Below are 24,073 nucleotides of genomic sequence, written 5' to 3' on the forward strand. Positions count from 1 at the left end.
GATTAGTATGATAAAGATAACAGGTAATGGTTTAATAACGACCATGTAACTTAATTGTTGCCGAAGAGGTTAGACGCAAAAAAGCCCTTAACTATCAGTGCACTCCGTTACAGAGAAAGGATTTGAGCGAAAGACGAGATTCGAACTCGCGACCCCGACCTTGGCAAGGTCGTGCTCTACCAACTGAGCTACTTTCGCTGTTGGGGCTGCGAATGTAGACAGAATTGCATTCCCTTGCAAGTGGAAATTTTCTTTTCTTGTAAAGGCACTCATTAGGGATTCTGCATAATCATAATCTTAGCGGATATTGCTTATTCCAGTAATGGTTCCTCTTAAACTAAATTTCTCAGTTTTTCTCCCCTAAAATAATTCACAGAAAAAATTGTGTAGTTAAATAACTACATTTATATTTGTAGCCAAATAGCTACATAATGAATTTAAGACGAGATGTATTTCAAGCCATAGCTGACCCGACGCGAAGGGCCATATTGCTGTTGGTTGCTTCGCATACCATGACGGCGGGTGCAATAGCCGCAAATTTTGACACTGCAAGGCCCACTGTTTCAAAACACTTACAAATACTTACCGAGTGTGAATTGCTTGAACAAAAGCAAAACGGCAGGGAAATTTACTATCACATTAATGCACAGAAAATGAAAGAAGTAGACGCGTTTATTGAACCGTTCCGGAAGATGTGGGACGACAGGTTTAATAAATTGGAAGCCATTATGAAGGGATATCAATCAAAAAAATAATATACCATGGAACAAAAAACAAAAATTAATGCTGAAGAAGGCAAACAGGAATTAGTGATCACAAGGGAATTTGATCTGCCGATAGAGTTACTTTTTAGGGCACATGCTGAACCGGACATTATTGAGCAATGGATGTCGAACCCATATGCAACAGCTAAAGTGCTGAAATTTGAAGGAAAAAAGCACGGCAGTTATCAATTGGAATCAACCGATGCCGAGGGAAAAGTGGTATTTCGTTCAAATGGGGTAATTCACGAGTTTATTCTAAACCAAAAGATCACACGGACATTTGAACTGGAGAATGCGCCTTATGGCGTACAGCTTGAGGTTTATGAATTTGAACAATTAACTGATCAAACCAGCAAATTGAATATGCACGTGATATATGAATCGGGTGCAAAAAGAGACCAGGTGCTGGCTTTACCTTTCGCCCAAGGCATAAACATGGCACATAACCGGATACAAGAAATATTGAATACTTTAAAGTAAATCAAAAATGGAGAAGAGAAAACTAATTTGGTATTGGATAATTACTGCAATATTATCTTTTTGTATTTTTTCGGGTGGATTGGCGCAAGCTATACAGGTAAAAGGGGTGGTGCAGGGTTTTAAACCTCTTGGGTATCCAACCTACTTTATTTCGCTTATTGGCGTTTGGAAGGTGTTGGGTGTGATCGCGATATTGGTTCCGAAATTTAAATTGCTTAAGGAATGGGCGTATGCGGGTATGTTTTTTACCATGAGCGGCGCAGTGATCTCGCATATTGCCAGTGGTGATGCTTCTGTACAAATAATTGCCCCGGTTTTGTTGGCCGTTTTTACGGTGTTATCGTGGTATTTGAGGCCTTTAGATAGAAAAATTATTGCACTTTAATTAAAACTCTTGTCATTAGTAGGATTAATTAAAAATGCTTTGTCATTCTGAGGAACGAAGAATCTGTATATTATAAACCACCCTACAGATTTTTCGTTCCTCAGAATGACAAAGGGTAGCTTTTATAACGATAGTGGGCGGTTATCGGTTTTAGACAACTTCTTCGAACAATCAATTATCCTCTGATAAAATAAAAAAATGAAAACACTTTTAAATTAGAATTTATTAGTGTTAATTTGACAGGTATAGCCAATTGTACAAATGAAGTTTAACTGAAAATTTAATAAATGTTACTAGTAAAGTAACATTAGTGGGCTTAATAACTGTTTTATTTACACCATAAATTAGATGCCGGTGGTCAATTCGAGATTATTTTTTACTGTTTTATTAGTTTGCTCTGTTAATTTTTGTGTTAAAGCACAGGATAATAAGGTGGCGTTAACACCTCCGATGGGCTGGAATAGCTATAATTGTTATGGTTCGGCAGTTCACGAGGATGAGGTGAAGGCAAATGCCGACTATGTTGCACAAAATCTGAAGCAGCATGGCTGGCAATACATTGTAGTTGACTTTTTATGGGACTTTGAGAACCCGCCCGGTAGTAATATAGGGAACCCTTTTCAAAAAAGGCTTGAAGATGGCTCATATATCCCCTGGCTGGCAATGGATAAGTTTGGGAGGCTAACACCAAATGTAAATAAGTTTCCGTCGGCGTTTGGCGGTAACGGGTTTAAGCCTTTGGCTGATTATGTCCATTCATTAGGCTTAAAATTCGGTATTCATGTTATGCGCGGCATTCCAAGGCAAGCAGTATGGGCCAAATCACCCGTTAAAGGAACAAATGGCATTACTGCTGATATGGTGGCTGATACTAATTCGAAATGCCCCTGGATGAATCATATGTATGGGCTGGATATGACCAAGCCGGGCGCACAAGAATATTTGAATTCAATATTGGATTTATATGCGAGTTGGGGTGTTGATTTTATTAAGGTTGACGATTTATCGAGGCCCTACAGCACTGCCGAAGTGGAGGGTTACCGTAAAGCGATAGACCAATGTGGCAGGGCAATAGTTTTTAGTACTTCGCCGGGAGCAACACCCGTTGATAAAGCAGATAACGTAAAACAGAATGCCAATATGTGGCGCATTGCAGATGACTTTTGGGACGATTGGAAAGCTGTTTTGCAAATGTTTAATTACGGAAAACAATGGGAAGGAATCGGCGGGCCGGGCCATTGGCCGGATTGCGATATGATCCAGATAGGGAAATTATCAAAACGCGGGCCTGTTGGCGAAGAGCGGTACAGCCGTTTTACCCTTGATGAAGAATATTCTCATATGACATTCTGGACAATATTTCGCTCGCCGTTGATTTTAGGTGGAAACTTGCCTGAAAACAGGGAGCAGGAATTGAAATTATTTACAAACGATGAAGTTTTGGCTGTAAACCAACACGGAGCCGATCCCCGTCAGTTATATAAGAATAATGACGCAATGGTATGGTATTCACATGTACCTAACAGCAAGGATATTTACGTAGCGTTATTTAACCTGAATGAACAACAACAAGCCGTGGGTGTTGATTTTGCTTCCCTTGGACTGAAAGGAAAGATAGCTGTCAGAGATCTTTGGGACAAAAGAGATATTGGGACGTTTAAAAAGGGATATAAAAAAATGATTAACAGGCATGGGGCTGCGTTGTTGAAATTAACGCTTCTTAATTAGTTTTAAGGTTAATAGGGATGGAAACCGGTAATCTAAATAGTCACGAGGACTATCAATCAACAAAAGAGGTGCTTTGCCAAATCGCTTACTTGCTTATGTGCAAAGTACCGGTAACTGTTTCACTTACGTTCAATAAAATATACAAAGCGCAATAATTATTAATATATAGTACCCTTCCGTATGATCTTTAGAAAATCACTTATTTTATCTTTTATACTCCTCTTAAATCTTAGTCTCAAAGCTCAAAAAGTAACACATACATTTGCTTTGGGTGATTCCGTATTCTTACTTGATGGAAAACCCTTCCAGATGATATCCGGCGAGATGCATTATCCCCGCGTACCCCGTGAGGCCTGGCGGGCGCGGATGAAAATGGCGAAAGCCATGGGCTTAAACACCATAGGCACTTATGTGTTCTGGAATCTGCACGAACCCCAGAAAGGAAAGTTTGATTTCAGCGGAAATAATGATGTGGCAGAATTTGTTAAAATAGCCAAAGAAGAAGGTTTATGGGTGATATTAAGACCCAGCCCATATGTATGTGCCGAATGGGAATTTGGGGGTTATCCGTACTGGCTGCAGAATGAAAAAGGATTGGTGGTGCGCAGTAAGGAGGAGAAGTATCTTAAAGAATATGAAACCTATATTAAAGAAGTTGGCAAGCAACTGGCCCCGCTACAGGTAAATCATGGTGGTAACATATTAATGGTGCAAATTGAAAATGAATATGGTTCTTATGGCAACGACAAAGAATATCTGGCCATTAACCAACGCTTGTTTAAGGAAGCCGGTTTTGATGGATTATTATATACTTGTGACCCTGCGTCTGCAATAGCAAACGGGCATCTGCCTGGACTATTACCTGCTATAAATGGTACTGATGATCCGGCGAAGGTGAAGAAAATGATTAGTGAAAACCATGGGGGTAAAGGGCCCTTTTATATTGCAGAATGGTACCCGGCATGGTTTGACTGGTGGGGTACTGCTCACCATACCGTATCCGCCGAAAGCTATACAGTAAGATTGGATAATGTTTTATCAGCAGGTATATCTATCAATATGTACATGTTTCATGGCGGTACTACCAGAGGGTTTATGAATGGTGCTAATTATGATGATAACCACCCCTATGAGCCGCAGGTTAGTAGTTATGATTATGATGCGCCTTTGGATGAAGCCGGTAACGCTACACATAAGTTTATGCTGTTCAGGCAGGTGATCGCTAAGCATTTACCTGCGGGACAAACCTTGCCGCCGGTGCCTGCCGCCAAACCAACCATCGCCATAAATGATATTAAGCTAAACAGATCAGCGGGAATATTGGATATTTTGCCGAAGCCTGTTTTAAATAAAACACCTTTAACTTTTGAAGATCTAAACCAGAATTATGGATTTGTTTTATATCATACCGTTTTAACCGGTGGTAAAACCGGCATCCTAAAACTAAATGAACTAAGGGATTATGCTGTAATAATGATAAATGGGGAAGAAGCAGGGGTGCTTGATCGCAGGCACAATCAGGATAGTATTGAATTGGTATTACCATCAGGCAAGGTAAAGCTGGATATTTTGGTTGAAAATCTGGGGCGTATAAATTTCGGCCCGTATCTGCTTAAAAACAAAAAGGGGATAACAGAAAATGTAAAGTTTGACGGCAAAGAGATCTATAATTGGAAGATGTACGGTTTCCCATTTAGCCAGGTAAACAGCGGGATAATTTATAAAGCCAAGCTATCAGGAAATACACCTGTTTTGAGAAAAGGGACATTCCGCCTTTCAAAAGTGGCAGATACCTACCTGGATATGCGCAAGTGGGGTAAAGGCGTGGTTTGGGTTAACGGGCACAATTTAGGGAGATATTGGTCGGTAGGCCCGCAACAAACCCTTTATATGCCTGCAGAATGGCTGAAAAAAGGCAATAATGATATTGTTGTATTTGAATTATTAAAAAGCCAGGTGAACAGCTTAAGCAGTAGAAAAACAGCTATACTAAGTGAATTGCAGTAAACCTCAACTTAGGCGCAGTGCATAAAAAGGGGAATCGCATTTAAGCTTATCGCACGGTTTACCTTATCTTCCTCCTTTCCCTATTTTAGGGAAAGGTATTGCAAGCGTGAAAAATCAAAATTTTAACGTCAAAAAAATGCAAAAATGGCTAAAAAGTAAGGGCTTTTAGGGCCATTTTATGACTAAAATAGGCATTTTTATGCTTGGAAATGGGTTGAAATAGATTTTAAAACCACCTTTTTGGGGTTGTTTCGGTACTTTTTTGATAGCTTTTTGTACCAACTGTGTCAACTGTTCCTGTGGTATAGTACAAATCTATATAAAACAACAAAGCCTGATATTTTCATATCAGGCTTTGTGCCGATTCTAAGTACTCAGAGCGGGAATCGAACCCGCACTCCGTTTACGGGAACAGGATTTTAAGTCCTGCGTGTCTACCAGTTCCACCATCTGAGCAGGCGTTTAAACCTTTAAAAATAAATCCCTTCTTTTTGACGGAAGGGATTGAGCGAAAGACGAGATTCGAACTCGCGACCCCGACCTTGGCAAGGTCGTGCTCTACCAACTGAGCTACTTTCGCTGTTGGGAGTGCAAATATAGACAGAATTGTTTTCCTTGCAAGGGATTGATTTAATTTTTTTTACATTTTTTTATAACTCGCTGTTTTTCAAAACATCAATTATTAAATCAGTTTCAAAACCACGGCTTAAAGCGTACTGTTGTAGTTTATATCGGCGTTTATAGGGCACTTTTTCGGTGAGCAAAGCCGCTTTTTTGCTTAAAATCTTCGTGAGCATCTCAAAATATTCATCCCCGTCGATGGTTAGCAGTGCTTTTTTTAGCAAATTATCAGGTATCCTCTTGATTTTGAGGCCTTGTTTGATTTTTATGCGCCCCCAACCCTTTTGTTTAAACTTTCCCTGTACGTAGCTCTTTGCAAAACGCTCCTCATTTAAAAAGTTTTCACCTATTAGTTGAACTATGATATTCTCAACAGCATCGGGCCATAGGCCCCAATCGTATAGTTTATCCCTAACTTCCTGTTGCGCGCGTTCCTGGTAAGCGCAAAAGTGTTCGGCTTTGGCCAGGGCAACTTTCTCGTCGGTTATTTTAATCTTTTTAGGGCTATCCATTAAAACCAAAATTCGACAAAAATTCTTCTATTGGTAGAAATATAATCAAATTAGCATCATGCTTAGCAGCCAGTATCCCATATCAAAAATTAAAGACATTATAAGCGCCACAGGCGCTATTGTAAGTGAAAATAACATAAGTGTGCTGCTTACTGATAGTCGCCGCATTACCAGTGCCACAGAGGCCTTGTTCTTCGCCCTGAGCGGTCGCCGTAATGGACACGAGTTCATTGCCGAGGCTTATGCCGTCGGTGTACGCAACTTTGTAGTTAATCATGGTCCGGAGATTAAAATGCCCGGCGCTAATATTTTAATTGTTGATGATGTGTTATTTGCCCTGCAAAAGCTGGCTGCTTTTCATCGCGATAGCTTTAAGCTAAAGGTGATTGGTATAACGGGCAGCAACGGCAAAACCATAGTGAAGGAGTGGCTGTACCAGCTAATGGCTGCCGACCATAACATTGTGCGTAACCCTAAAAGTTATAACTCGCAAATAGGAGTGCCGCTTTCTTTGTGGCAAATAAGCGAGAATAACGACCTTGGCATATTTGAGGCTGGGATTTCCACCACAGGGGAAATGGAGCGTTTAGAGGCCATGATTAAGCCTGATATTGGGATTCTTACACATATTGGCTCCGCGCATGATGAAGGCTTTGAAAGTCGCGAACAAAAGGTACTGGAGAAACTAGGTTTGTTTAAACACTGTAAATTGTTAATCCACAACTACGATGAGCTGATTAATTATTCCAAAGGCATTCGGGTTAAAGAACGCTTTACCTGGAGCCAGAACTTTAAAGAAGCCGATCTATACGTATTTAGCGAGACGATTATTTCTAAAAATTTCTATTTACGTGGCCGATATAAAGGCTCTGAAATAGAATGTCTTATACCCTTTTTAGATAAAGCCTCATTTGAAAATGCCATTACCTGCTGGGCAACCATGCTGGCCATGGGCTATACACCTAGTGAAGCCGACAAACGCATTGAACGTTTAACCCCGGTAAGTATGCGTTTAGAGCTGAAGACCGGTGTGAACAATTGTTCTATTATCGATGATTCATACAACTCGGATATACAATCGCTGGAGATTGCGCTGAACTTCCTGAGCCAGCAGAATCAGCATCAGAAAAAGACTTTGATCTTATCTGATATATTTCAATCCGGACTGGAAGAGGATATTCTGTACGATCAGGTTGCCGATATGATCAAGGCGAAAAAGATTGATAAATTTATTGGTGTGGGTGAGGCCTTGTTTAACCGCCAGCAGTATTTTGATGTGCCCGAAAAGCATTTTTTTGCTGATACCGCAACTTTACTTAAACATATGATTTCCCTGAATTTCAGGGATGAAGATATTCTGATCAAAGGCTCGCGTAGTTTTGAGTTTGAAAGTGTGAGCCGTGCCCTTGTGCAAAAAGGGCATGAAACGGTAATGGAGATCAACTTAAATACCTTGTTGAGTAACCTTAACTTCTATAAATCTAAGTTAAAGCCCGGTGTTAAGCTGATGGCAATGGTTAAGGCTTTTAGTTATGGCAGCGGTACTTTTGAAGTAGCCAATATGCTGCAATACAATAAGGTAGATTACCTGGCCGTAGCTTATGTTGATGAAGGAGTAGCACTGCGACAAGGCGGGATCACTTTGCCGATTATGATATTAAACCCGGAAGTATCAGCATTTGATAAACTTGAAGAATACAAGCTTGAGCCTGTGATTTATAGTTTTGGGTTATTTGATGACTTCATTAGATACCTACAGGCAGCTGGCCTGGCGAAATTCCCTATCCACATAAAAATCGATACAGGTATGCATCGTGTTGGTTTTGAAGATTTTGAGGTGGAAACTTTATGTGATCTGTTAGAGATCAATAACTATGTAAAGGTATGTTCGGTATTTTCACACCTGGCAGCCAGTGAAGCATCACAGCATGATGGCTTTACATTAACTCAGATACAAAAATTCGAGAAGGCTTATAAACAGATCGAAGAAGCTTTGGGCTATAAAGTAATTAAACATTTAAGTAATACAGCAGGCATAACCCGTTGGCCCAATGCGCAATATAATATGGTTAGGTTAGGTATTGGTTTATATGGAGTAGATTCAGCCACACCGGAAGACGAGAGTGGTTTGCAGCCAATTGCCAGCTTAAAAACAAGCGTGTCACAGGTTAAAAAGATAGTCGCGGGTGAGACAGTTGGTTATGGGCGTAATGGCAGCTTATCCAAGGATGGTAAGATAGCTACTGTGAGAATTGGTTATGCCGATGGCTACTTACGTGCCTTTGGTAATGGCGTAGGAAAGTTGTTAGTTAAAGGAATCCTGGCGCCTACGGTTGGAAATATTTCGATGGATACCTGCGTAATTGATGTAAGCGGTATTGATGTTAATGAAGGTGATGAGGTGATCATATTCAACAATGAGTTGAAGATACAGGATCTCGCAGCAGAGATTGGTACAATTCCTTATGAAATACTAACTAATATTTCGCAAAGGGTAAAAAGAGTGTACTTTTATGAGTAAGTTTTTATATGAAAAGAATTGCTAAAGCCTTACTTAATTACTTTGTTAAAGGACTATTGATTGTAGTACCTCTGGGTGTAGCTATCTTTTTGATTTACTGGGCAGTATCCCGGATTGATAATGCGCTAAACCTAAGTACCGCATTATGGACTGACAATAAAGGAAGGCCCATATATATACCTGGCCTGGGTATTGTAAATGTGGTACTAATCATCCTGATAGCGGGCGTTTTGGTAACTAATGTAATTACGGAACCCATTAAAGCTTGGTTTAATCGCTGGTTGGATCGGTTACCGTTGTTTAAATTCCTGTACTCATCAGTAAAAGATCTTACCGAAGCATTTGTAGGGGAAGAGAAGAAGTTTAACGAACCTGTTTTAGTTGATGTGAATGAGTTCGGCCTAAAAAAAATAGGCTTCCTGGTGAAAAGAGATTTAAGTAAGATTGGTTTACCAGGCGATGTAGCAGTGTATTTTCCGTATTCCTACTCCTTTGCCGGTCAGGTAGTTATTATCTCTGCCGATAAAGTACATCCGTTAGACGTCAGCGCGGCTGATGCCATGAAATTTATGATCTCGGGTGGGGTTAGCGGTTTAGACTAGTTCTCAGTTCGTTGGTAAATTCCAAAATCATTCGACTGATAGTATTCCGTTACTTTTTGCTTCTTGATTGATTTGCTTTTAGTATCAAAATAAGTTTTAATGCCCCTTAACTTTATATCATCTCTGTCTTTATTATCTCTACCAGCTATATGAGTTAAATTTAACTCTATTTCATGATACTCAGGATCATATTCGCTACTATCACCGACAGATCGGTAGCTATTATATTGGAATACTTGAGCGTAATTATTTAATTCGAAAAAAGTATTAGTCATAGTATTGGTAGATGTTCCTGTATAACCTGAAGAAATTTTAAGGAGTTGATAATCCTTTCCAAATTTTTCAATTGCCAAAGTATCATAACCATTTCCAAAACTACCTGCTGCTATTAAGGCCTTTTTAAAGTTGGTGATGGTATAGTGGTTATTTTCTTGTTGAATTGAAGCGATGCTGTAAACGGGTGAACATACGTGGCAGTCCATGATTTTTCCATTTTTATAATAAGCATCTGTACGAAAGATGATGAGGTATGCTTCTTTCGTAAGGTTAATAATTGTGTCAATTTTAGTATGCACCAGACTATCGTCCGAAATTGGCAAATTGAAGAAATCATCTAAAGTAGGTTTCCATATGGCCACCTTTTTTACTATTCTTAATGGTGAAAAACAAAGATCAAGGATTGAATCAGCATCACTCAACGAATGAATGACGAACGATGTATCTCGAATAGAATGTACGGAAGATGTATTAATGGGTTTACGTTTTTGGCAGCTAAAAATCAGCATAACTAACACTAAGCAAAGCCAAAGTCTTTTCATGATCAAATCAAATAGTTACTTCTTTCCTCAAACTTCTAATCACCAGTAACACACTTATCAATACCAATAAAGCTCCAAGTATATAAGGTGCCCCGGGGAAGTATAAGGATGAATCCTTATGTGTGAAAAACTTAAAACTATAACCCATTAGTAATGGGCCAATTACTAAGCTTAAGCTGGATAATAAAGTCAGGCCGCCCTGTAACTCACCTTGTTCATTCGCAGCGAATTTACTGGTAATAAACCCTTGCAATGCCGGGCCGGATATTCCACCGAAGCAATAAGGGATCATAAACAGATAAACTTGCCACCCTTGCCCTGCGAAGGCTATCAGGGTTAATCCTGCTCCGTACGATATTAAGCCGATAATGATGTTCTTCTTCAACCCCCATTTGGGTATCAAGTAGCGAATCAAGCCGCCTTGAATGCCTATCAGCAATACGCCAATAAAAAGCCCTAAAAATCCAACACTGCGCATCGACCATTGGAACTTTTCATAAACATAAAAAGGCAGCTGGTATTCAACCGCCTTTTGTGCTATATATACTAAAGTAAAAGCAATGGCTAAGCCTGCAAGTGCCTTATATTTACCTAATTGTTTAAATGATCCGATAGGGTTTGCACGCTTCCAGTCAAATTTACGGCGATGCTCTTTATCTAATGATTCCGGCAAAACAAAGTAACCGTAAGCAGCATTAAATAAAGCCGACCCGGCGGCCACCATAAAAGGGATCTTGATATTTATGTCACCCAAAAAAGCACCTCCCGAAACCCCGATAATAAAGCCCAGGCCAGATGCCGCGCCTACGATACCAAAGTTAGCAGCCCGTTTATCGCCGGTACTAATGTCGGCTATATAAGCAGTAGCAGTAGCCATGGTGGCACCCGTGATGCCCGCTATGGCCCGACCTATAAATAACCAGAAAACAGTTGGCGCGAAGGCCATAAACATATAATCGATACTAAAGCCAATTAACGAGATCAATAGGATAGGCCGCCTGCCAAAACGATCGCTGAGGTTACCCATAACCGGCGAGAATATTACCTGCATACTGGCATAGGTAAAGGTTAACCAGCCATTAATTTCAGAAGCTACCGAGTAATCCACATTACCCAACTCCTTTAACAGGTTAGGTATAACAGGGATAATGATGGCCAAGCCCATCACATCAATAAAAATGGTTACGAAAATAAAACGGAGCGCGGCCGAGGTTTTAATTTTGGGTTGATCCATCCGTGTAAAAATGTAAAATAATGTTAAATGTTTTAGATGGATGTGTTAATTTCTTTTAAAACTCCTGACCGCCAGCAATGCGCTTAGTAGCATAAGTGCTGATCCGATGATAAATGGCATCCCCGGAAATTGAAAAAATGGATTGGGTTTTGTGAAATAATAAAAAGCTTCAGCCATTACCAAAGGCCCGAATATAGAGCTTACACTCATTAAACTGGTTAGCCCACCTTGTAACTCTCCTTGCTCATTGGCAGGCACGCTGTTACTCATATAGCCTTGCAAAGCTGGCCCGGCAATACCGCCCAGGCAGTAAGGCACAAGGAACACAAACATCATCCAACCTTTAGAAGCAAAAGCAAAAAGCAATAAACCGGCAGCATATAAACTTAAGCCGATCCAGATGCTGCGCTTTTCGCCAAGCTTAGGCATAATTATTCTTATTAAACCACCTTGTACTATTGCTACAAATAAGCCAACAGTGCCAAGTGAATAACCAACCCAGTCTTCGTTCCAATGAAATTTGTCCATCGTATAAAAAGTCCATACAGTTTGTACGGCCTGGGCTGCAAAATATACCAGAAACAGGGAAACAGCCAAACCTATTACCGACTTATACTTGCTTAATTGCAATACAGACCCAAGTGGATTAGCTCTTTTTATGTCGAAGTCCCTACGATGGTCTTTGGATAATGATTCAGGCAAAATAAAATAACCGTAAATGGCATTTAATAACGCCAATACCGCTGCTGCTATAAACGGATAATGAACATCATATTTGCCTAGTATACCACCAATTACCGGCCCTATAATAAAGCCAATACCAAAAGCAACACCTATTAAACCAAAATTTGCAGCGCGCTTTTCGGGTTCGCTGATATCAGCGATATAAGCTGATCCTGTTGTGAAGCTGGCGCCTGTTATTCCGGCAACAATACGACCCACAAATAACCAGGCGATGGTAGGGGCAAATGCCGAAAATAAATAATCGACGCTAAAGCCTAATAAAGAGCATAGTAATACAGGCCTGCGGCCAAATTTATCGCTTAAATTACCTATAAGAGGAGCGAACAGGAATTGCATGGATGCATAAGCGGCGGTAAGCCAACCTGCATAAGCTGAAGCATCGCTAATATTACCATGAATTAAATGTTCAATTAGTTTTGGTATAACGGGTATGATAATACCCAGCCCCATTACGTCTATAAGCAGCGTAGCAAAAATAAATCCTAAAGCAGCCTGGCGTTTTTTGGGTACAGGTTTATCCATGCCGCAAAATAAACAAATATGGTTTAAATTGATGCTAAAGTTTTTTCCTTATCTAAAATGTCATTTCGACCGGAGGGAGAAATCTTCTTCGATAGGCATAGTTTATAACTGTAAGACTTAGTTTTTAAAACTTCGTAAGTCTGTTTACTGCTTTTAGATGATTTCTCCCCCTGGTCGAAATGACAAGGAGCTATTTTAATTCCCTATCAGCGGATTGTCTTTCAAGCATCCAGCCCGGGTATTCTTTGGGTAGAGCGCTTACTTCGTCGATTTTTTTAAGATCATCTTCAGTCAAGGTAATCTCTGTAGATTTGATGTTATCATTCAATTGTTCGACTGTTTTTGCACCGATGATAGTACTGGTTATACCCGGTTGCTGCCTAACCCATGCCAATGCAATGGCCGCTGTCGAAACGTTGTGCTGTTTACCAACTTCTGTTATTACATCAATAATATCATAAGTTTTGTCTTTGTTGATAGGAGGGAAATCAAAAGTTGTACGCCTTGAACCTTCCACTTTTTCATTGTCGCGGGTATATTTACCACCCAGGAAACCTCCGGCTAATGGGCTCCATGGCATCATCGCTAAATTTTGGTCTGCTGCCAATGGTAAAATTTCACGCTCAATATCACGCCCTGCTAAAGAGTAGAAGTATTGCATGCCTACAAATTGATTCCAGCCATGTAATTTGCAAATTCCTATCGCTTTCATAACCACCCAGGCAGGCCAATTGCAAATGGCTATATAGCGTACTTTTCCTGTTAGAACGATGTCGTTTAATGCACGCATGGTTTCTTCAATTGGTGTCTTAGGGTCGAAGCCATGCACGTATAAAACATCGATATGATCCAACTGTAAACGTTGCAAACTTTCATCCACCGAATAAAAAATATGGTAACGCGACAAACCAACCGCATTCTTGCCTTCGCCCATACGTCCGCGGACTTTAGTTGCGATAACCAATTCGTTACGGTTAAAACCGAGATCTTTAATAGATTGTCCCAGTAATTTTTCTGATTCTCCGAAGGAGTAAACATTGGCAGTATCTATAAAATTAATGCCTGAGTCAACTACAACCTTCATCAGTTCATTAACTTCTTTCTGTTGTACTTTTCCAATATTTTCCCAATAGCCTTTGCCACCAAAAGTCATGGTGCCAAAGCAAATTTCCGACACCAGCAAACCGGTGTTTCCTAAAAAGTTGTATTTCATAAGTAGGTGAGATTTATTTAAATCTAATATGCATAAAATGGTGTAGTTTTTTGTGCTTTCTATCGAAATTTTACGTAAAAATGGTCTTATTTCAACCGTTTTTTAGTCAAAATCGGTGCTTTTTAGGCTGATTTGATGTCGAAAAGTGATTTAAAAAGCCTGTTTTTAGTGCTTTTTAGGGCGTTTTTGGGGTGAAAAGTGTACCAAATGTACCATGTGTTTCATTTGTACCGTGGTACAGTGTTCACGTAAAGTAACTAATGTGTTGTACTGTAATTTTTAGCACCCGAAAAATTGGCAGAGGCAAGTTAGTGCATATATTTACGGCACAATTAGCATTATGGCTTTAAGAACTACTGTAATAACCGGCGCGACATCCGGCATAGGCAAAGAAACCGCTTTGGCACTTGCCAAAAAAGATCACGCGATTTATTTGCTGGTCAGAAATACCCAAAAAGGCGACCGCCTTAAAGACGAGATCATAACACAAACCGGCAATAAAAACATTTTTGTGGTAAAGTGTGATCTGGCCGATCTACAAAGTGTCCGTGAAGCCGCTGATGAACTTAAAGCTAAGCTGTTTGCTGTAAACGTGCTGATAAACAATGCTGGCGGTATCTTCGGTGAAAAACAAATGACTAAGGACGGTTTTGAAATGACTTTCCAGGTAAATCATTTGGGGCATTTTCTGTTAACCATAGCGATTATGCCGCTGTTAGAGAAAGGGCAGGCAAGGGTGATTAATGTAAGTTCTGAAGCGCACAGAAGGGGTAAAGCTGATTTTGATGATCTGCCGTGGCAACAAAAGAAATACTCTGCATGGAGGGCTTATGGTATGGCAAAGTTATTCAACCTTTATTTAACTAAAGCTTTGGCTGAAAAATATGCGGACAAAGGGATTTCTTCATTCGCATTGCATCCAGGTGTTGTGAAAACTGAATTCTGGGGTGGAGTAAGTGGGCTTTTAGGTAAATTAACGAGCTTGTTAGTCGGCCCGTTTATGATTGCGGCTGAAGAAGGCGCACAAACCACCATCTATTTGGCCACCGAGCCGGGGATGGATGCCAAAAGCAGTCAGTACTTCATTAAGAAGAAAATGGCAAAATCAACTGTACTTTCCTGGAATGAAGCTAACCGCAATAAGCTTTGGGATATCAGCAAAAAATTAGTGAGTAAATATTTAGCATAATCATTATGCATATAACACTCATCGGTTCAGGCAATGTAGCCACCCATTTAGGTGCGGCGTTTAAAAATGCAGGGCATAGTATTGTGCAGGTGTATAGCCGCAATGCGCATAACGCAGCCTTACTGGCCTATCATATCGGCGCTGAGGCTATTGATGATCTGAACAGTATCGACCCCAATACTGATATTTTTATTATTTCTGTAAGCGATGATGCCATTGCAGGCATCGCGCAGGAATTATCAAAACACAATAAACTGATAGCCCACACTTCGGGTGCGACGGACCTTTTCAATATTTTGGCCTTTACTGACAACGCAGGCGTGTTTTATCCCTTGCAAACCTTTAGTAAAACAAAGGAAGTTGATTTTTTAACCGTGCCATTATGCATTGAGGGTGCAAATGAATCTATCACCAAAACATTAAAAGAACTTGCCCAAAGCATCAGCAATAATGTTTATGAGATAGATTCAAACCAACGTAAAACCTTGCATTTGGCTGCAGTATTTGCCTGTAATTTCCCTAATTACCTATACCGGGTAGCGCAGGAGTTGTTGGCAGACCAAAGAATAGATTTTAATTTACTACGACCGCTAATTTTAGAGACTGCCGAGAAAGTGCAAACTAACCTACCTGCCAATGTGCAAACCGGCCCTGCTATCCGTAACGATCAAAAAACTATGGAGGCGCATTTAGCTTTATTGAAATACGAACCCGAGTGGGAGCAATTGTACAGGTTGTTAAGTCAGGGTATTATCAAAAAGGATTAATACAATACGCCACCTAAGTAATTTTATTACTTTTGCCAAAATGAATATTTATAAGCTTAAGATAAACTTTGAGGAAAAGGATCACGAATCTGTTGAATTCCCTATTGCCGAAGGTGAGTCTGTTTTAGATGTTTGCCTGGAAAACGGCATTGAATTACAGCACAATTGCGGTGGCGTTTGCGGATGCAGTACCTGCCATGTATATGTAAATAAAGGCATGGATAGTCTGCAGGAAATTTCAGATAAAGAAGAAGACTTTATTGATAGAGCGGTTAATCCACGTATTACTTCACGCTTAGGTTGCCAATGTGTGGTGATTGATGGCGATATTGAAGTAACTTTGCCCGACCAGTCCGACTTCATGGGCCACTAATAACATAATTTTAGATTCTACTCATCAACATAACAATGACTCACGACAAAAAATTTGCTTTACCCATACACTGGGCCGATCATGAAGATATTGCTATTGAACTTTATGAAAAGTTCGGCGATGATTTTGATGAATCAAAAATATACCGCATCCGCTTTACGGATCTTTTAGAGTGGATCTTAACGCTGCCTAACTTTGCTGGTACACGTGAGCAATCAACTGAAGGACACCTGGAGCAAATTCAATCTGCCTGGGTTTACGAATGGAGAGATAATCAATAATTCTAATGGAATCCTTTTTAAGCAAGCTTCACGATATAACTACATTTATTTTTGATGTAGATGGCGTATTAACCGATGGCTCTGTTTTTGTAAATGAGAGCGGTGAACAATCACGCGCATTTAACATTAAAGATGGTTATGCCATACAGTTGGCCGTAAAATGCGGTTACCAGGTTTGTGCAATATCCGGTAGCCGATCTAAAGGTGCAGTATACAGGTTGAATAGTCTTGGTGTCACCGATGTTTACATGGGTACACATACCAAAGCAGAACGATTTAAAATTTATTTGGAGGAAAAGATAACCCATGCGTCTAATGTGTTGTATATGGGCGATGATATTCCTGATCTTGCACCGATGAAACTCGCTGGTTTATCGGTATGTCCTGCCGATGCTGTGGAAGAGATCAAAGCGGTAAGCCATTATGTATCGCCATACTCCGGTGGTAAGGGCTGCGCCCGCGATGTGATTGAAAAAGTACTTAAGGTACAAGGTAAGTGGATGAGCGAACAGGCTTATAGCTGGTAGGTTTTTTAAGTCAAAAGTTTAAAGTGAAAAGTCAAAAGTTTTTATTGTCTGATGAGTAACATTCCTCAAATTATCCTTGCATCCAAATCACCCCGCCGACAGGAGCTCTTGAGGCTGATGGATGTTGATTTTAGGGTTGTGTTAAAGGAAGTGGATGAATCGTATCCCGAAGATTTATCACCTGAAGAAGTAGCGGTTTATATCGCGTCCAAAAAAGCCGAAGCATTCGACGAAAGCATAGGGGATGAGGTTGTACTAACTGCCGATACCATCGTGTGTGTTGATGGATTGATATTAGGCAAACCATCAACCGCCGAACACGCCATTGAGATGCTTAAAATGCTATCAGGCAAAGTGCATAAAGTTATTACCGGCGTTTGTTTGCTGCATAAGCGCCATTACAATAAATTTTTTGATGTATCTGAGGTGTTCTTTCGCAAGCTTAGTGATGATGAGATCACCAGCTACGTAAACGAATACATGCCACTTGACAAAGCCGGCTCATACGGCATACAGGAACGCATAGGTTTGATCGGTATCGAAAAAATCAACGGCTCCTACACCAACGTGGTTGGTTTACCTACTGAAAAACTGTACCAGCAATTAAAGAATCTTTAAGTTTTCCTTCTTTCTTTGTCATTCTGAGCGCAGCGAAGAATCTGTATGCATTCTCTGCTACTTGTCATTTCGACCGGAGGGAGAAATCTTCTTCGCCTAATAAGTAGTTCGCTATGCAAGTGCAGGAGATTTCTCCCTCCTGTCGAAATGACATCCGCCGAAACAAAAAGAGCCACAATAAAATTGCGACTCTTAATATATATACTCGATTAGGTCGTATAACCCAGTATCTTCAATACCTGTTTACTATTCTGTTCCTCGCCGAAAACCTCAAAGTTAAATGTCTCATCCCTGTTTCTGCGGATGATAACATGTTTAGGTGATGGCAGCAGACAGTGGTGTATGCCTCCGTAACCGCTTAAAACTTCCTGGTAAGCTCCTGTATTGAAAAAGCCTACATATTGCACCTTGCGCGTCTTAGGCATAAACACGCTATTCATGTGCGCCTCCTGGTTGTAATAATCCTGACCGTCGCAGGTTATACCACCCATATTTACACGCTCATACTCACTGTCCCAGTTATTAACTGGTAACAGGATGTATTTTTGATTCAAAGCCCAAACGTCAGGCAGGTTAGTAATGAATGAACCATCCAGCATTAACCATTTCTCACGGTCGTTTTGTTGCTTGCGGCCTAAAACCTTGTATAAAATGCCTGATGCCTCGGCAACAGTATATTTGCCAAATTCGGTAATAATATCCGGTTCAACAGTATCATTCTCGGCGCAGATTTCTTTGATACGGCTCACGATCTCATTGATCATGTATTCGTAATCAAAATCAAATACTAATGAATCTTTAAACGGCATACCGCCACCAATGTCCAAAGTATCCAAATGCGGATTGATCTTTTTGAATTTGCAGTAAAGCGTAACATATTTCTCCAACTCATTCCAGTAATACGGAGTGTCCGATATACCAGAGTTAATGAAGAAATGCAACAGCTTAACCTGGAAGTTAGGGTTATCCTCAATCTTATTATGATAAAAATCGATGATGTCTTCCATCCTGATACCTAAACGTGAGGTGTAAAACTGTGAATCCGGCTGCTCTTCTGCTGCTATACGGATACCCAGGTTACAAGGCTCATCAAGTTCAATCTCGTCGTCGTACAGGTTAAACTCTTCCTTATTATCCAATACAGGGATGATGTTTTTAAAACCATCATGCAGCATATCGATAATGTAAGTTTTATACTGGAACGTTTTAAATCCATTACAAATTACGGTAATGTCTTTCGTAACCGATCCTTTTTTCTCCAAAGCATCAATCATCGGCATATCAAAAGCCGAAGACGTTTCCAGGTGGATCTCGTTTTTAAGCGCTTCTTCAACTACGTGCTTAAAATGCGAGCTTTTGGTGCAATAACAGTATTTGTAAGTCCCGCGGTAATTATTTTTGATAATTGCCTGCTGAAATAACAACTTAGCCTGCTGTATTTTCTTAGAAATAATAGGAATGTAAGTGAAGCGCAGGGGAGTGCCGTACGTTTCAATCATCTCCATTAAATTAAGATCATGAAAGTATAGTTCATCATCGATGATCTCAAAACCATCCTGCGGAAAACCTACACTTAAATCAAGAAATTCCTGGTAACTCTGCATCTATTAAAATTTTGGCAAAAATGTAATTTTTAAATGGGAATTTTGTGTAATTTTTATAGTAGTAGTGTAATTATTTTTTAGATGTCAAATTAGATCAATTTACAACCGGCAAATGAACCTCCGCCATCATGCATCTCGCACTGCCACCACCGTTGTTTTCAATGGTTTGTATATCGGCAGAAACTAATTTGCCATATTTTTCAAGCGATAATTTTTGTTCCAGATTAAGCGCTCTAAAAGCACTTTCCGACATCACGATCAACGTATCCCCATTTTTGCTTTTTACCTCCAGCATATTACCTGCAAATTGGTTCATCTGCTTAAAGGAAATTTCTATGATTTCTTTTTGGGTTGATTTTAATGATTCCGTAACCACAACCCGCTCGTAAGGGTTAGGAATACTATCCAAACAAATAATAGAGAATTGGCTACCCACACACATCAACACGTTGGTATGGTAGATCGCTTTGCCATCTTCATCTGCCGCATCAAAACAAACTGAAGTATAACCGGATTGCTCGCAAAAAACATCTAGCACTGTTTTATCGGTGCGTGGCGATAAGCAGGCATAGGCTATTTTACGCTCCCGATCTAACACCATGCTGCCCGTTCCTTCCAAAAACTTATTTTCTTCCTCGTATCGGCTCAAGTCAACAATATGATGAACTTTAAAATGATCTTCTAATCGGGAAATTATATCCTCCCTGCGTTCCAGCCTCCGGTTTTCAGCCTGCATAGGGTAGAGGAATATATTGCCATCAGCATGAAAAGACACCCAGTTATTGGGAAATATAGAATCAGGTGTATAAGGTTGCGGGTTATCATCAATAACGGTAACATCAACTCCATTATGCCGCAATACATCCACAAAGTTGTTAAACTCGTGTAAAGCCTTTTGCTGTACCTCTTGCTGGTTTTTATCTTTATGCTGAAAGGCATTACTCTCAGCAGTTTCCTCATTATAACCGAAATTAACCGGCCTTATCATTAACAGGTGCGATGTTGACTGTTGGTTCATTAGTTTATGGTTCATAGTTCATTGTCTTTATTAATTGCAGATAGATTATATCATGGTAATCAATAAATCCTATAAATCAAGGTTCAGACGATCTCTCAAAATCGGCATGCTCATACAATGAAAACCACCACGAGCTCTCGATAGCTCTGCCGATGGCATTAATATCAGCGTATCTTTCATTTTTTGTGGGTCGATGTCACCGTTTTCAAATTGCTCGAGCAATTCGCTAACTTTAACCACCTCAAATCCATTTTGTTTAAATGCCTCAACGGTTTTATCGTTTCGATCATAACCAACGACAACGCCTTCTTTTACAGCCAACAGGTTGCAGGAGTCTGTCCATTGCTCGCGGGCATCGTAAGGGAATGAATTATTGCCCGAGTAAATGAACTTGGTCGGTTCCTTGCTTTGCAGATCCTTTTCGCTGATGTTGGTCAGCAGATCCTCAATACATTCAAACTTCTTTGTTTTTTTGCCTTTTCTAAACTGGACGATCTCGGTTTTTTCTTTAGATTTTTTGTCCGCGAACCAGGCTATCGGTTCTTTCTCATCAATCGGACTTTCACCCATAGCCAACGAACCTAATAGCACCCATACATTGCGTTTTACCTGTGTAAATACGGTGTCAATGTGCATATAATCACGTTTGTGAGGTATTTTTACAACGGTAACCTTCTCCACCACATTATGCTCAAACAATAGTTTGATAGCCTCGTTGGCTCCGTTTGGAGATGTACGCTCGCTGCATCCAATAATCAAATGCTGCGGACTAACCATCATCACATCACCACCCTCTAGGGTCGATCGCTCAGTATTGTCCTCACCCGGGCGCAAAAAGTGCTGCATGCTCTCGGGTATTTCCAGCACATTGTTTTTATAAGCTGCAAACAGCGGATGATTGAAGAATATATATCTTAACAGCAGTGTTTCGCGCGCCCTGGCCTTTTTTGCAGGGCGGTTAAGCAACATGAAATTATTAATGGCGATGCCAATATCACGAGAGAAAATCAGGTTAGGGATAGGGGCAAATATCATCTCATCATTTGCTAATGATCCTGAGATTAAAATCTTGGCCAGCTCTATCGGGTCAGTATCTATCAATTGCTCTTGTAGTCGATAATTGCAGCTCTCAATAGCGCAAACCGATGCCACCAACTTGGTGCGGATGCCCGTATCCTGTAATACATCAGCCAGCAGGGTTTGTATCTCTACCACTTTACTCGATGCATGGAAATCCTTATTGTCAGGCTTAAAAAAAGCGCGCTTATGTTCAATTGAATCTATTTGCTTCAGCTTGCCCTTTATCTTTTCAGGATCAAGGAAATACATAAGCAGCTTTACATAGTAATCATACTCATTTTTGCGTACGGTATCCAGGTGTACAATATCCTCAAAAAGCCAATCCTGTGCTTTAGAAGGCACAACTTTACCCAAACCGCTATCCGGGCTATGAATCAACAATGCCCGCAGGGTACCTATTTCAGAAGTTACATCTATTTTAAAATCGTTGTTTTTTAGTGTCATAAATTGGTGGCCAGTTGCACAAAGCTAATATAAATTTAATTCGCTTACCTACTGACAAAACAGTGTCAGCGCTTATTCAAATTAAAGTCCCGAAATTTGAAATATACCGGATAGTATTTACAAACGCATTGCGAAAATGTGTAATTACCGTTCTTTGAAATATTGTTATTAAAGTCATTATCACACATCATCAATAACTATAATCTTATAAATCCTTAAATCGTGTCATAAATCGTGTTATTTTTGTGCGATGGATTTTATTATTGAAGCTGTACTTAAAGCTGTTAAGCACCTGTACCAAACTGATATTACTGCCGATAGTGTTAACCTGCAGGAAACACGCAAGGAGTTTGATGGGCAGGTTACTATTGTTACGTTCCCGTTTATCAAGTTTTCACGCAAATCGCCTGAGCAAACAGGAGCAGAGATCGGTGAATATCTGAAAGAATCTTTACCGCAGATAGCAGCATTCAATACCGTAAAAGGCTTTTTAAATATATCCTTAACTGATACTTATTGGATAGATAAATTATATCAAGAAATTTTACCCGAAGATTTTGCCGTATTTAAACCAAACGGTAAAAAAGTGATGGTGGAGTATTCATCACCTAATACCAACAAACCTTTGCACTTAGGCCACGTGCGTAATAATCTGTTAGGTTTTTCATTGGCGCAGATATTAAGTGCAGCTGGTTATGAAGTAATTAAAGCCAATTTGGTGAACGATAGGGGTATTCATATCTGTAAATCCATGCTGGCCTGGCAGTTATACGGTAATGGGGAAACTCCTATATCAACAGGCGAAAAAGGCGACCACTTAGTAGGCAAATACTATGTGATCTTCGATAAGGAGTACAAAAAGGAGATAGAATTCTTAAAATCAGAAGGTCAAACTGAAGAGGAGGCTAAAAAAAATGCGCCTCTCATCAAATCTGCGCAGGAAATGCTTCAAAAATGGGAAGCTGGAGATGAGGAAGTGATCAACCTTTGGAAAACCATGAATACCTGGGTGTATGATGGTTTTGGTAAAACATACAATAGGCTTGGTGTTGAATTTGATAAGTTTTACTACGAATCCAATACCTATTTATTAGGTAAAGATATTGTTGAAGAAGGCCTTACAAAAGGCGTATTCTTTGAAAAACCGGATGGTTCTGTTTGGATTGATTTAACTGCGGATGGATTGGACGAAAAACTCGTTCGCCGTTCTGATGGCACCTCTGTTTATATCACTCAGGATTTAGGCACCGCACAGCTTAAATATGATGATTTCGATGTGAATGAATCTATTTATGTGGTAGGTAACGAGCAGGATTATCACTTCAAAGTGCTGTTCCTGATCTTGCAAAAACTTGGTAAAAGCTGGGCCAAGGGTCTATATCATTTATCCTATGGCATGGTCGATCTGCCATCTGGTAAAATGAAATCTCGCGAAGGAACCGTTGTTGATGCCGATGACCTGATCGACGAAATGGAGAAAACAGCCAAAGAGCAAACCGAAGCTTTAGGTAAGGTTAATGATTCTACCGAAGAAGAAAAGCTGCATTTATACCACACTATCGGTATGGGCGCGTTAAAATATTTCCTGTTAAAAGTTGATCCTAAAAAACGTTTATTATTTGATCCAAATGAATCAGTAGATTTTCAGGGACATACTGGTCCGTTTATTCAATACACCCATGCCCGTATCAAATCGGTACTAAGCAGGGCAGAAATTGATTTTGCTGATCAGATAGATATTACATCATTAGATGCAGTAGAGCGTGACCTTATTGTAGTATTGACCCAATACCCAGCGATAGTAAGCGAAGCAGCAAGCAGTCACAACCCTGCGTTAATAGCCAATTACATTTATGAGCTGGCTAAAACGTACAACAAATTTTATCACGAAAAGTCTATCCTTCAAGCTGAAGATGATTTGCTAAAGATTTTCAGGCTACAGCTTTCATCAGCATCAGCAAAAGTGATTAGTAAGGGAATGGGTTTATTGGGAATTGAAGTTCCTGAAAGGATGTAATTTT

The 24,073-nt window shown here is 40.0% G+C and carries 22 protein-coding genes and 3 tRNA genes; 14 read left to right on the forward strand and 11 right to left on the reverse strand.

All coding sequences use genetic code 11. From position 1 onward, the window contains the following. Nucleotides 1–125: 125 nt before the first annotated feature. Nucleotides 126–198: transfer RNA gene (locus GSQ74_RS19420), tRNA-Gly, on the reverse strand. Between the two features lie 233 nt (nucleotides 199–431). Here GSQ74_RS19420 and GSQ74_RS19425 point away from each other — a divergent pair. From GSQ74_RS19425 to GSQ74_RS19445, 5 genes are all read left to right on the forward strand, one after another. Next, a complete protein-coding gene (locus GSQ74_RS19425; RefSeq protein ID WP_158995869.1) occupies nucleotides 432–755 on the forward strand; it encodes a helix-turn-helix transcriptional regulator in 324 nt (107 codons plus the stop codon). Nucleotides 756–761: 6 nt separating this feature from the next. After that, complete coding sequence (locus GSQ74_RS19430; protein ID WP_158995870.1) at nucleotides 762–1,244, forward strand: SRPBCC domain-containing protein; 483 nt, start codon at nucleotides 762–764, stop codon at nucleotides 1,242–1,244. A gap of 7 nt (nucleotides 1,245–1,251) precedes the next feature. Further along, entirely contained in the window at nucleotides 1,252–1,629 is a 378-nt protein-coding gene (locus GSQ74_RS19435; protein ID WP_158995871.1) for a DoxX family protein, read from the forward strand. 432 nt (nucleotides 1,630–2,061) lie between these two features. Then, nucleotides 2,062–3,357: a glycoside hydrolase family 27 protein gene (locus GSQ74_RS19440; RefSeq protein WP_216846786.1), complete on the forward strand. Its 1,296-nt coding sequence runs from the start codon at nucleotides 2,062–2,064 to the stop codon at nucleotides 3,355–3,357. Nucleotides 3,358–3,624: 267 nt separating this feature from the next. Further along, nucleotides 3,625–5,364 carry a beta-galactosidase family protein gene (locus GSQ74_RS19445; RefSeq protein WP_254060931.1) on the forward strand — a complete coding sequence of 580 codons (1,740 nt, stop codon included), beginning with the start codon at nucleotides 3,625–3,627 and terminating at the stop codon, nucleotides 5,362–5,364. Nucleotides 5,365–5,735: 371 nt separating this feature from the next. Here the strand turns inward: GSQ74_RS19445 and GSQ74_RS19450 are convergent. The 3 genes from GSQ74_RS19450 to GSQ74_RS19460 all read right to left on the reverse strand — a co-directional run bounded on the left by GSQ74_RS19450 (nucleotide 5,736) and on the right by GSQ74_RS19460 (nucleotide 6,497). Then, a tRNA-Leu gene (locus GSQ74_RS19450) sits at nucleotides 5,736–5,820 on the reverse strand. Between the two features lie 51 nt (nucleotides 5,821–5,871). After that, nucleotides 5,872–5,944 (reverse strand) — tRNA-Gly (locus GSQ74_RS19455). Nucleotides 5,945–6,014: 70 nt separating this feature from the next. Continuing rightward, entirely contained in the window at nucleotides 6,015–6,497 is a 483-nt protein-coding gene (locus GSQ74_RS19460; protein ID WP_158995874.1) for a regulatory protein RecX, read from the reverse strand. Nucleotides 6,498–6,555: 58 nt separating this feature from the next. On the opposite strand from GSQ74_RS19460, the gene GSQ74_RS19465 reads away from it, so the two are divergent. Continuing rightward, a complete protein-coding gene (locus GSQ74_RS19465; protein WP_158995875.1) occupies nucleotides 6,556–9,018 on the forward strand; it encodes a bifunctional UDP-N-acetylmuramoyl-tripeptide:D-alanyl-D-alanine ligase/alanine racemase in 2,463 nt (820 codons plus the stop codon). An 8-nt stretch (nucleotides 9,019–9,026) separates the two neighbouring features. Beyond that, complete coding sequence (locus GSQ74_RS19470; protein ID WP_158995876.1) at nucleotides 9,027–9,620, forward strand: DUF502 domain-containing protein; 594 nt, start codon at nucleotides 9,027–9,029, stop codon at nucleotides 9,618–9,620. Here the strand turns inward: GSQ74_RS19470 and GSQ74_RS19475 are convergent. The 4 genes from GSQ74_RS19475 to GSQ74_RS19490 form a co-directional block, all read right to left on the reverse strand. After that, nucleotides 9,617–10,438 (reverse strand): hypothetical protein, encoded by an 822-nt coding sequence (locus GSQ74_RS19475; RefSeq protein WP_158995877.1) that lies wholly within the window; start codon nucleotides 10,436–10,438, stop codon nucleotides 9,617–9,619. The genes GSQ74_RS19470 and GSQ74_RS19475 overlap by 4 nt on opposite strands. Before the next feature lie 7 nt (nucleotides 10,439–10,445). After that, complete coding sequence (locus tag GSQ74_RS19480) at nucleotides 10,446–11,672, reverse strand: TCR/Tet family MFS transporter (RefSeq protein ID WP_158995878.1); 1,227 nt, start codon at nucleotides 11,670–11,672, stop codon at nucleotides 10,446–10,448. Nucleotides 11,673–11,717: 45 nt separating this feature from the next. Continuing rightward, nucleotides 11,718–12,938 (reverse strand): TCR/Tet family MFS transporter, encoded by a 1,221-nt coding sequence (locus GSQ74_RS19485; protein WP_158995879.1) that lies wholly within the window; start codon nucleotides 12,936–12,938, stop codon nucleotides 11,718–11,720. Nucleotides 12,939–13,128: 190 nt separating this feature from the next. After that, nucleotides 13,129–14,151, reverse strand: a complete 1,023-nt coding sequence (locus tag GSQ74_RS19490) for an aldo/keto reductase (protein ID WP_158995880.1) — start codon at nucleotides 14,149–14,151, stop codon at nucleotides 13,129–13,131. Between the two features lie 340 nt (nucleotides 14,152–14,491). Between GSQ74_RS19490 and GSQ74_RS19495 the strand changes: the two genes are divergently transcribed. The 6 genes from GSQ74_RS19495 to GSQ74_RS19520 are packed head-to-tail and all read left to right on the forward strand — an operon-like array spanning nucleotide 14,492 to nucleotide 17,906. After that, the gene (locus GSQ74_RS19495) at nucleotides 14,492–15,340 is read left to right on the forward strand and encodes an SDR family oxidoreductase (RefSeq protein WP_158995881.1); all 849 of its coding nucleotides are present in this window, start codon (nucleotides 14,492–14,494) and stop codon (nucleotides 15,338–15,340) included. A 5-nt stretch (nucleotides 15,341–15,345) separates the two neighbouring features. Beyond that, nucleotides 15,346–16,107, forward strand: coding sequence for a Rossmann-like and DUF2520 domain-containing protein (locus GSQ74_RS19500; protein WP_158995882.1), 762 nt, complete (start codon nucleotides 15,346–15,348; stop codon nucleotides 16,105–16,107). 40 nt (nucleotides 16,108–16,147) lie between these two features. Beyond that, nucleotides 16,148–16,480 (forward strand): 2Fe-2S iron-sulfur cluster-binding protein, encoded by a 333-nt coding sequence (locus tag GSQ74_RS19505; protein ID WP_158995883.1) that lies wholly within the window; start codon nucleotides 16,148–16,150, stop codon nucleotides 16,478–16,480. A 35-nt stretch (nucleotides 16,481–16,515) separates the two neighbouring features. Next, nucleotides 16,516–16,761 (forward strand): Fe-S cluster assembly protein IscX, encoded by a 246-nt coding sequence (iscX, locus tag GSQ74_RS19510; protein ID WP_158995884.1) that lies wholly within the window; start codon nucleotides 16,516–16,518, stop codon nucleotides 16,759–16,761. A 5-nt stretch (nucleotides 16,762–16,766) separates the two neighbouring features. Continuing rightward, nucleotides 16,767–17,288: an HAD family hydrolase gene (locus GSQ74_RS19515; protein ID WP_158995885.1), complete on the forward strand. Its 522-nt coding sequence runs from the start codon at nucleotides 16,767–16,769 to the stop codon at nucleotides 17,286–17,288. A 51-nt stretch (nucleotides 17,289–17,339) separates the two neighbouring features. Continuing rightward, nucleotides 17,340–17,906, forward strand: a complete 567-nt coding sequence (locus tag GSQ74_RS19520) for a nucleoside triphosphate pyrophosphatase (protein WP_158995886.1) — start codon at nucleotides 17,340–17,342, stop codon at nucleotides 17,904–17,906. Nucleotides 17,907–18,115: 209 nt separating this feature from the next. On the opposite strand, the gene GSQ74_RS19525 is transcribed toward GSQ74_RS19520, so the two are convergent. The 3 genes from GSQ74_RS19525 to GSQ74_RS19535 all read right to left on the reverse strand — a co-directional run bounded on the left by GSQ74_RS19525 (nucleotide 18,116) and on the right by GSQ74_RS19535 (nucleotide 22,052). Next, nucleotides 18,116–19,510 carry an arginine decarboxylase gene (locus GSQ74_RS19525; RefSeq protein WP_158995887.1) on the reverse strand — a complete coding sequence of 465 codons (1,395 nt, stop codon included), beginning with the start codon at nucleotides 19,508–19,510 and terminating at the stop codon, nucleotides 18,116–18,118. Between the two features lie 94 nt (nucleotides 19,511–19,604). Then, nucleotides 19,605–20,543: a citrulline utilization hydrolase CtlX gene (gene ctlX / locus GSQ74_RS19530; RefSeq protein ID WP_254060932.1), complete on the reverse strand. Its 939-nt coding sequence runs from the start codon at nucleotides 20,541–20,543 to the stop codon at nucleotides 19,605–19,607. A 54-nt stretch (nucleotides 20,544–20,597) separates the two neighbouring features. Beyond that, nucleotides 20,598–22,052, reverse strand: a complete 1,455-nt coding sequence (locus GSQ74_RS19535; protein ID WP_158995888.1) for an arginine deiminase family protein — start codon at nucleotides 22,050–22,052, stop codon at nucleotides 20,598–20,600. A gap of 250 nt (nucleotides 22,053–22,302) precedes the next feature. Here GSQ74_RS19535 and argS point away from each other — a divergent pair, with 250 nt between their 5' ends. Then, nucleotides 22,303–24,069, forward strand: coding sequence for an arginine--tRNA ligase (gene argS, locus GSQ74_RS19540; RefSeq protein WP_158995889.1), 1,767 nt, complete (start codon nucleotides 22,303–22,305; stop codon nucleotides 24,067–24,069). Nucleotides 24,070–24,073 lie beyond the last annotated feature (4 nt).

Source organism: Mucilaginibacter sp. L196, from assembly GCF_009765905.1.
Classification (GTDB): domain Bacteria; phylum Bacteroidota; class Bacteroidia; order Sphingobacteriales; family Sphingobacteriaceae; genus Mucilaginibacter.

What these genes read in the sequence shown, in the direction of transcription:
- GSQ74_RS19425 (WP_158995869.1), top strand. Translation starts at nt 432, where the DNA reads ATGAATTTAAGACGAGATGTATTTCAAGCCATAGCTGACCCGACGCGA.
- GSQ74_RS19430 (WP_158995870.1), top strand. Translation starts at nt 762, where the DNA reads ATGGAACAAAAAACAAAAATTAATGCTGAAGAAGGCAAACAGGAATTA.
- GSQ74_RS19435 (WP_158995871.1), top strand. Translation starts at nt 1,252, where the DNA reads ATGGAGAAGAGAAAACTAATTTGGTATTGGATAATTACTGCAATATTA.
- GSQ74_RS19460 (WP_158995874.1), bottom strand. Translation starts at nt 6,497, where the DNA reads ATGGATAGCCCTAAAAAGATTAAAATAACCGACGAGAAAGTTGCCCTG.
- GSQ74_RS19465 (WP_158995875.1), top strand. Translation starts at nt 6,556, where the DNA reads ATGCTTAGCAGCCAGTATCCCATATCAAAAATTAAAGACATTATAAGC.
- GSQ74_RS19470 (WP_158995876.1), top strand. Translation starts at nt 9,027, where the DNA reads ATGAAAAGAATTGCTAAAGCCTTACTTAATTACTTTGTTAAAGGACTA.
- GSQ74_RS19475 (WP_158995877.1), bottom strand. Translation starts at nt 10,438, where the DNA reads ATGAAAAGACTTTGGCTTTGCTTAGTGTTAGTTATGCTGATTTTTAGC.
- GSQ74_RS19480 (WP_158995878.1), bottom strand. Translation starts at nt 11,672, where the DNA reads ATGGATCAACCCAAAATTAAAACCTCGGCCGCGCTCCGTTTTATTTTC.
- GSQ74_RS19485 (WP_158995879.1), bottom strand. Translation starts at nt 12,938, where the DNA reads ATGGATAAACCTGTACCCAAAAAACGCCAGGCTGCTTTAGGATTTATT.
- GSQ74_RS19490 (WP_158995880.1), bottom strand. Translation starts at nt 14,151, where the DNA reads ATGAAATACAACTTTTTAGGAAACACCGGTTTGCTGGTGTCGGAAATT.
- GSQ74_RS19495 (WP_158995881.1), top strand. Translation starts at nt 14,492, where the DNA reads ATGGCTTTAAGAACTACTGTAATAACCGGCGCGACATCCGGCATAGGC.
- GSQ74_RS19500 (WP_158995882.1), top strand. Translation starts at nt 15,346, where the DNA reads ATGCATATAACACTCATCGGTTCAGGCAATGTAGCCACCCATTTAGGT.
- GSQ74_RS19505 (WP_158995883.1), top strand. Translation starts at nt 16,148, where the DNA reads ATGAATATTTATAAGCTTAAGATAAACTTTGAGGAAAAGGATCACGAA.
- iscX (WP_158995884.1), top strand. Translation starts at nt 16,516, where the DNA reads ATGACTCACGACAAAAAATTTGCTTTACCCATACACTGGGCCGATCAT.
- GSQ74_RS19515 (WP_158995885.1), top strand. Translation starts at nt 16,767, where the DNA reads ATGGAATCCTTTTTAAGCAAGCTTCACGATATAACTACATTTATTTTT.
- GSQ74_RS19520 (WP_158995886.1), top strand. Translation starts at nt 17,340, where the DNA reads ATGAGTAACATTCCTCAAATTATCCTTGCATCCAAATCACCCCGCCGA.
- GSQ74_RS19525 (WP_158995887.1), bottom strand. Translation starts at nt 19,510, where the DNA reads ATGCAGAGTTACCAGGAATTTCTTGATTTAAGTGTAGGTTTTCCGCAG.
- ctlX (WP_254060932.1), bottom strand. Translation starts at nt 20,543, where the DNA reads ATGAACCATAAACTAATGAACCAACAGTCAACATCGCACCTGTTAATG.
- GSQ74_RS19535 (WP_158995888.1), bottom strand. Translation starts at nt 22,052, where the DNA reads ATGACACTAAAAAACAACGATTTTAAAATAGATGTAACTTCTGAAATA.
- argS (WP_158995889.1), top strand. Translation starts at nt 22,303, where the DNA reads ATGGATTTTATTATTGAAGCTGTACTTAAAGCTGTTAAGCACCTGTAC.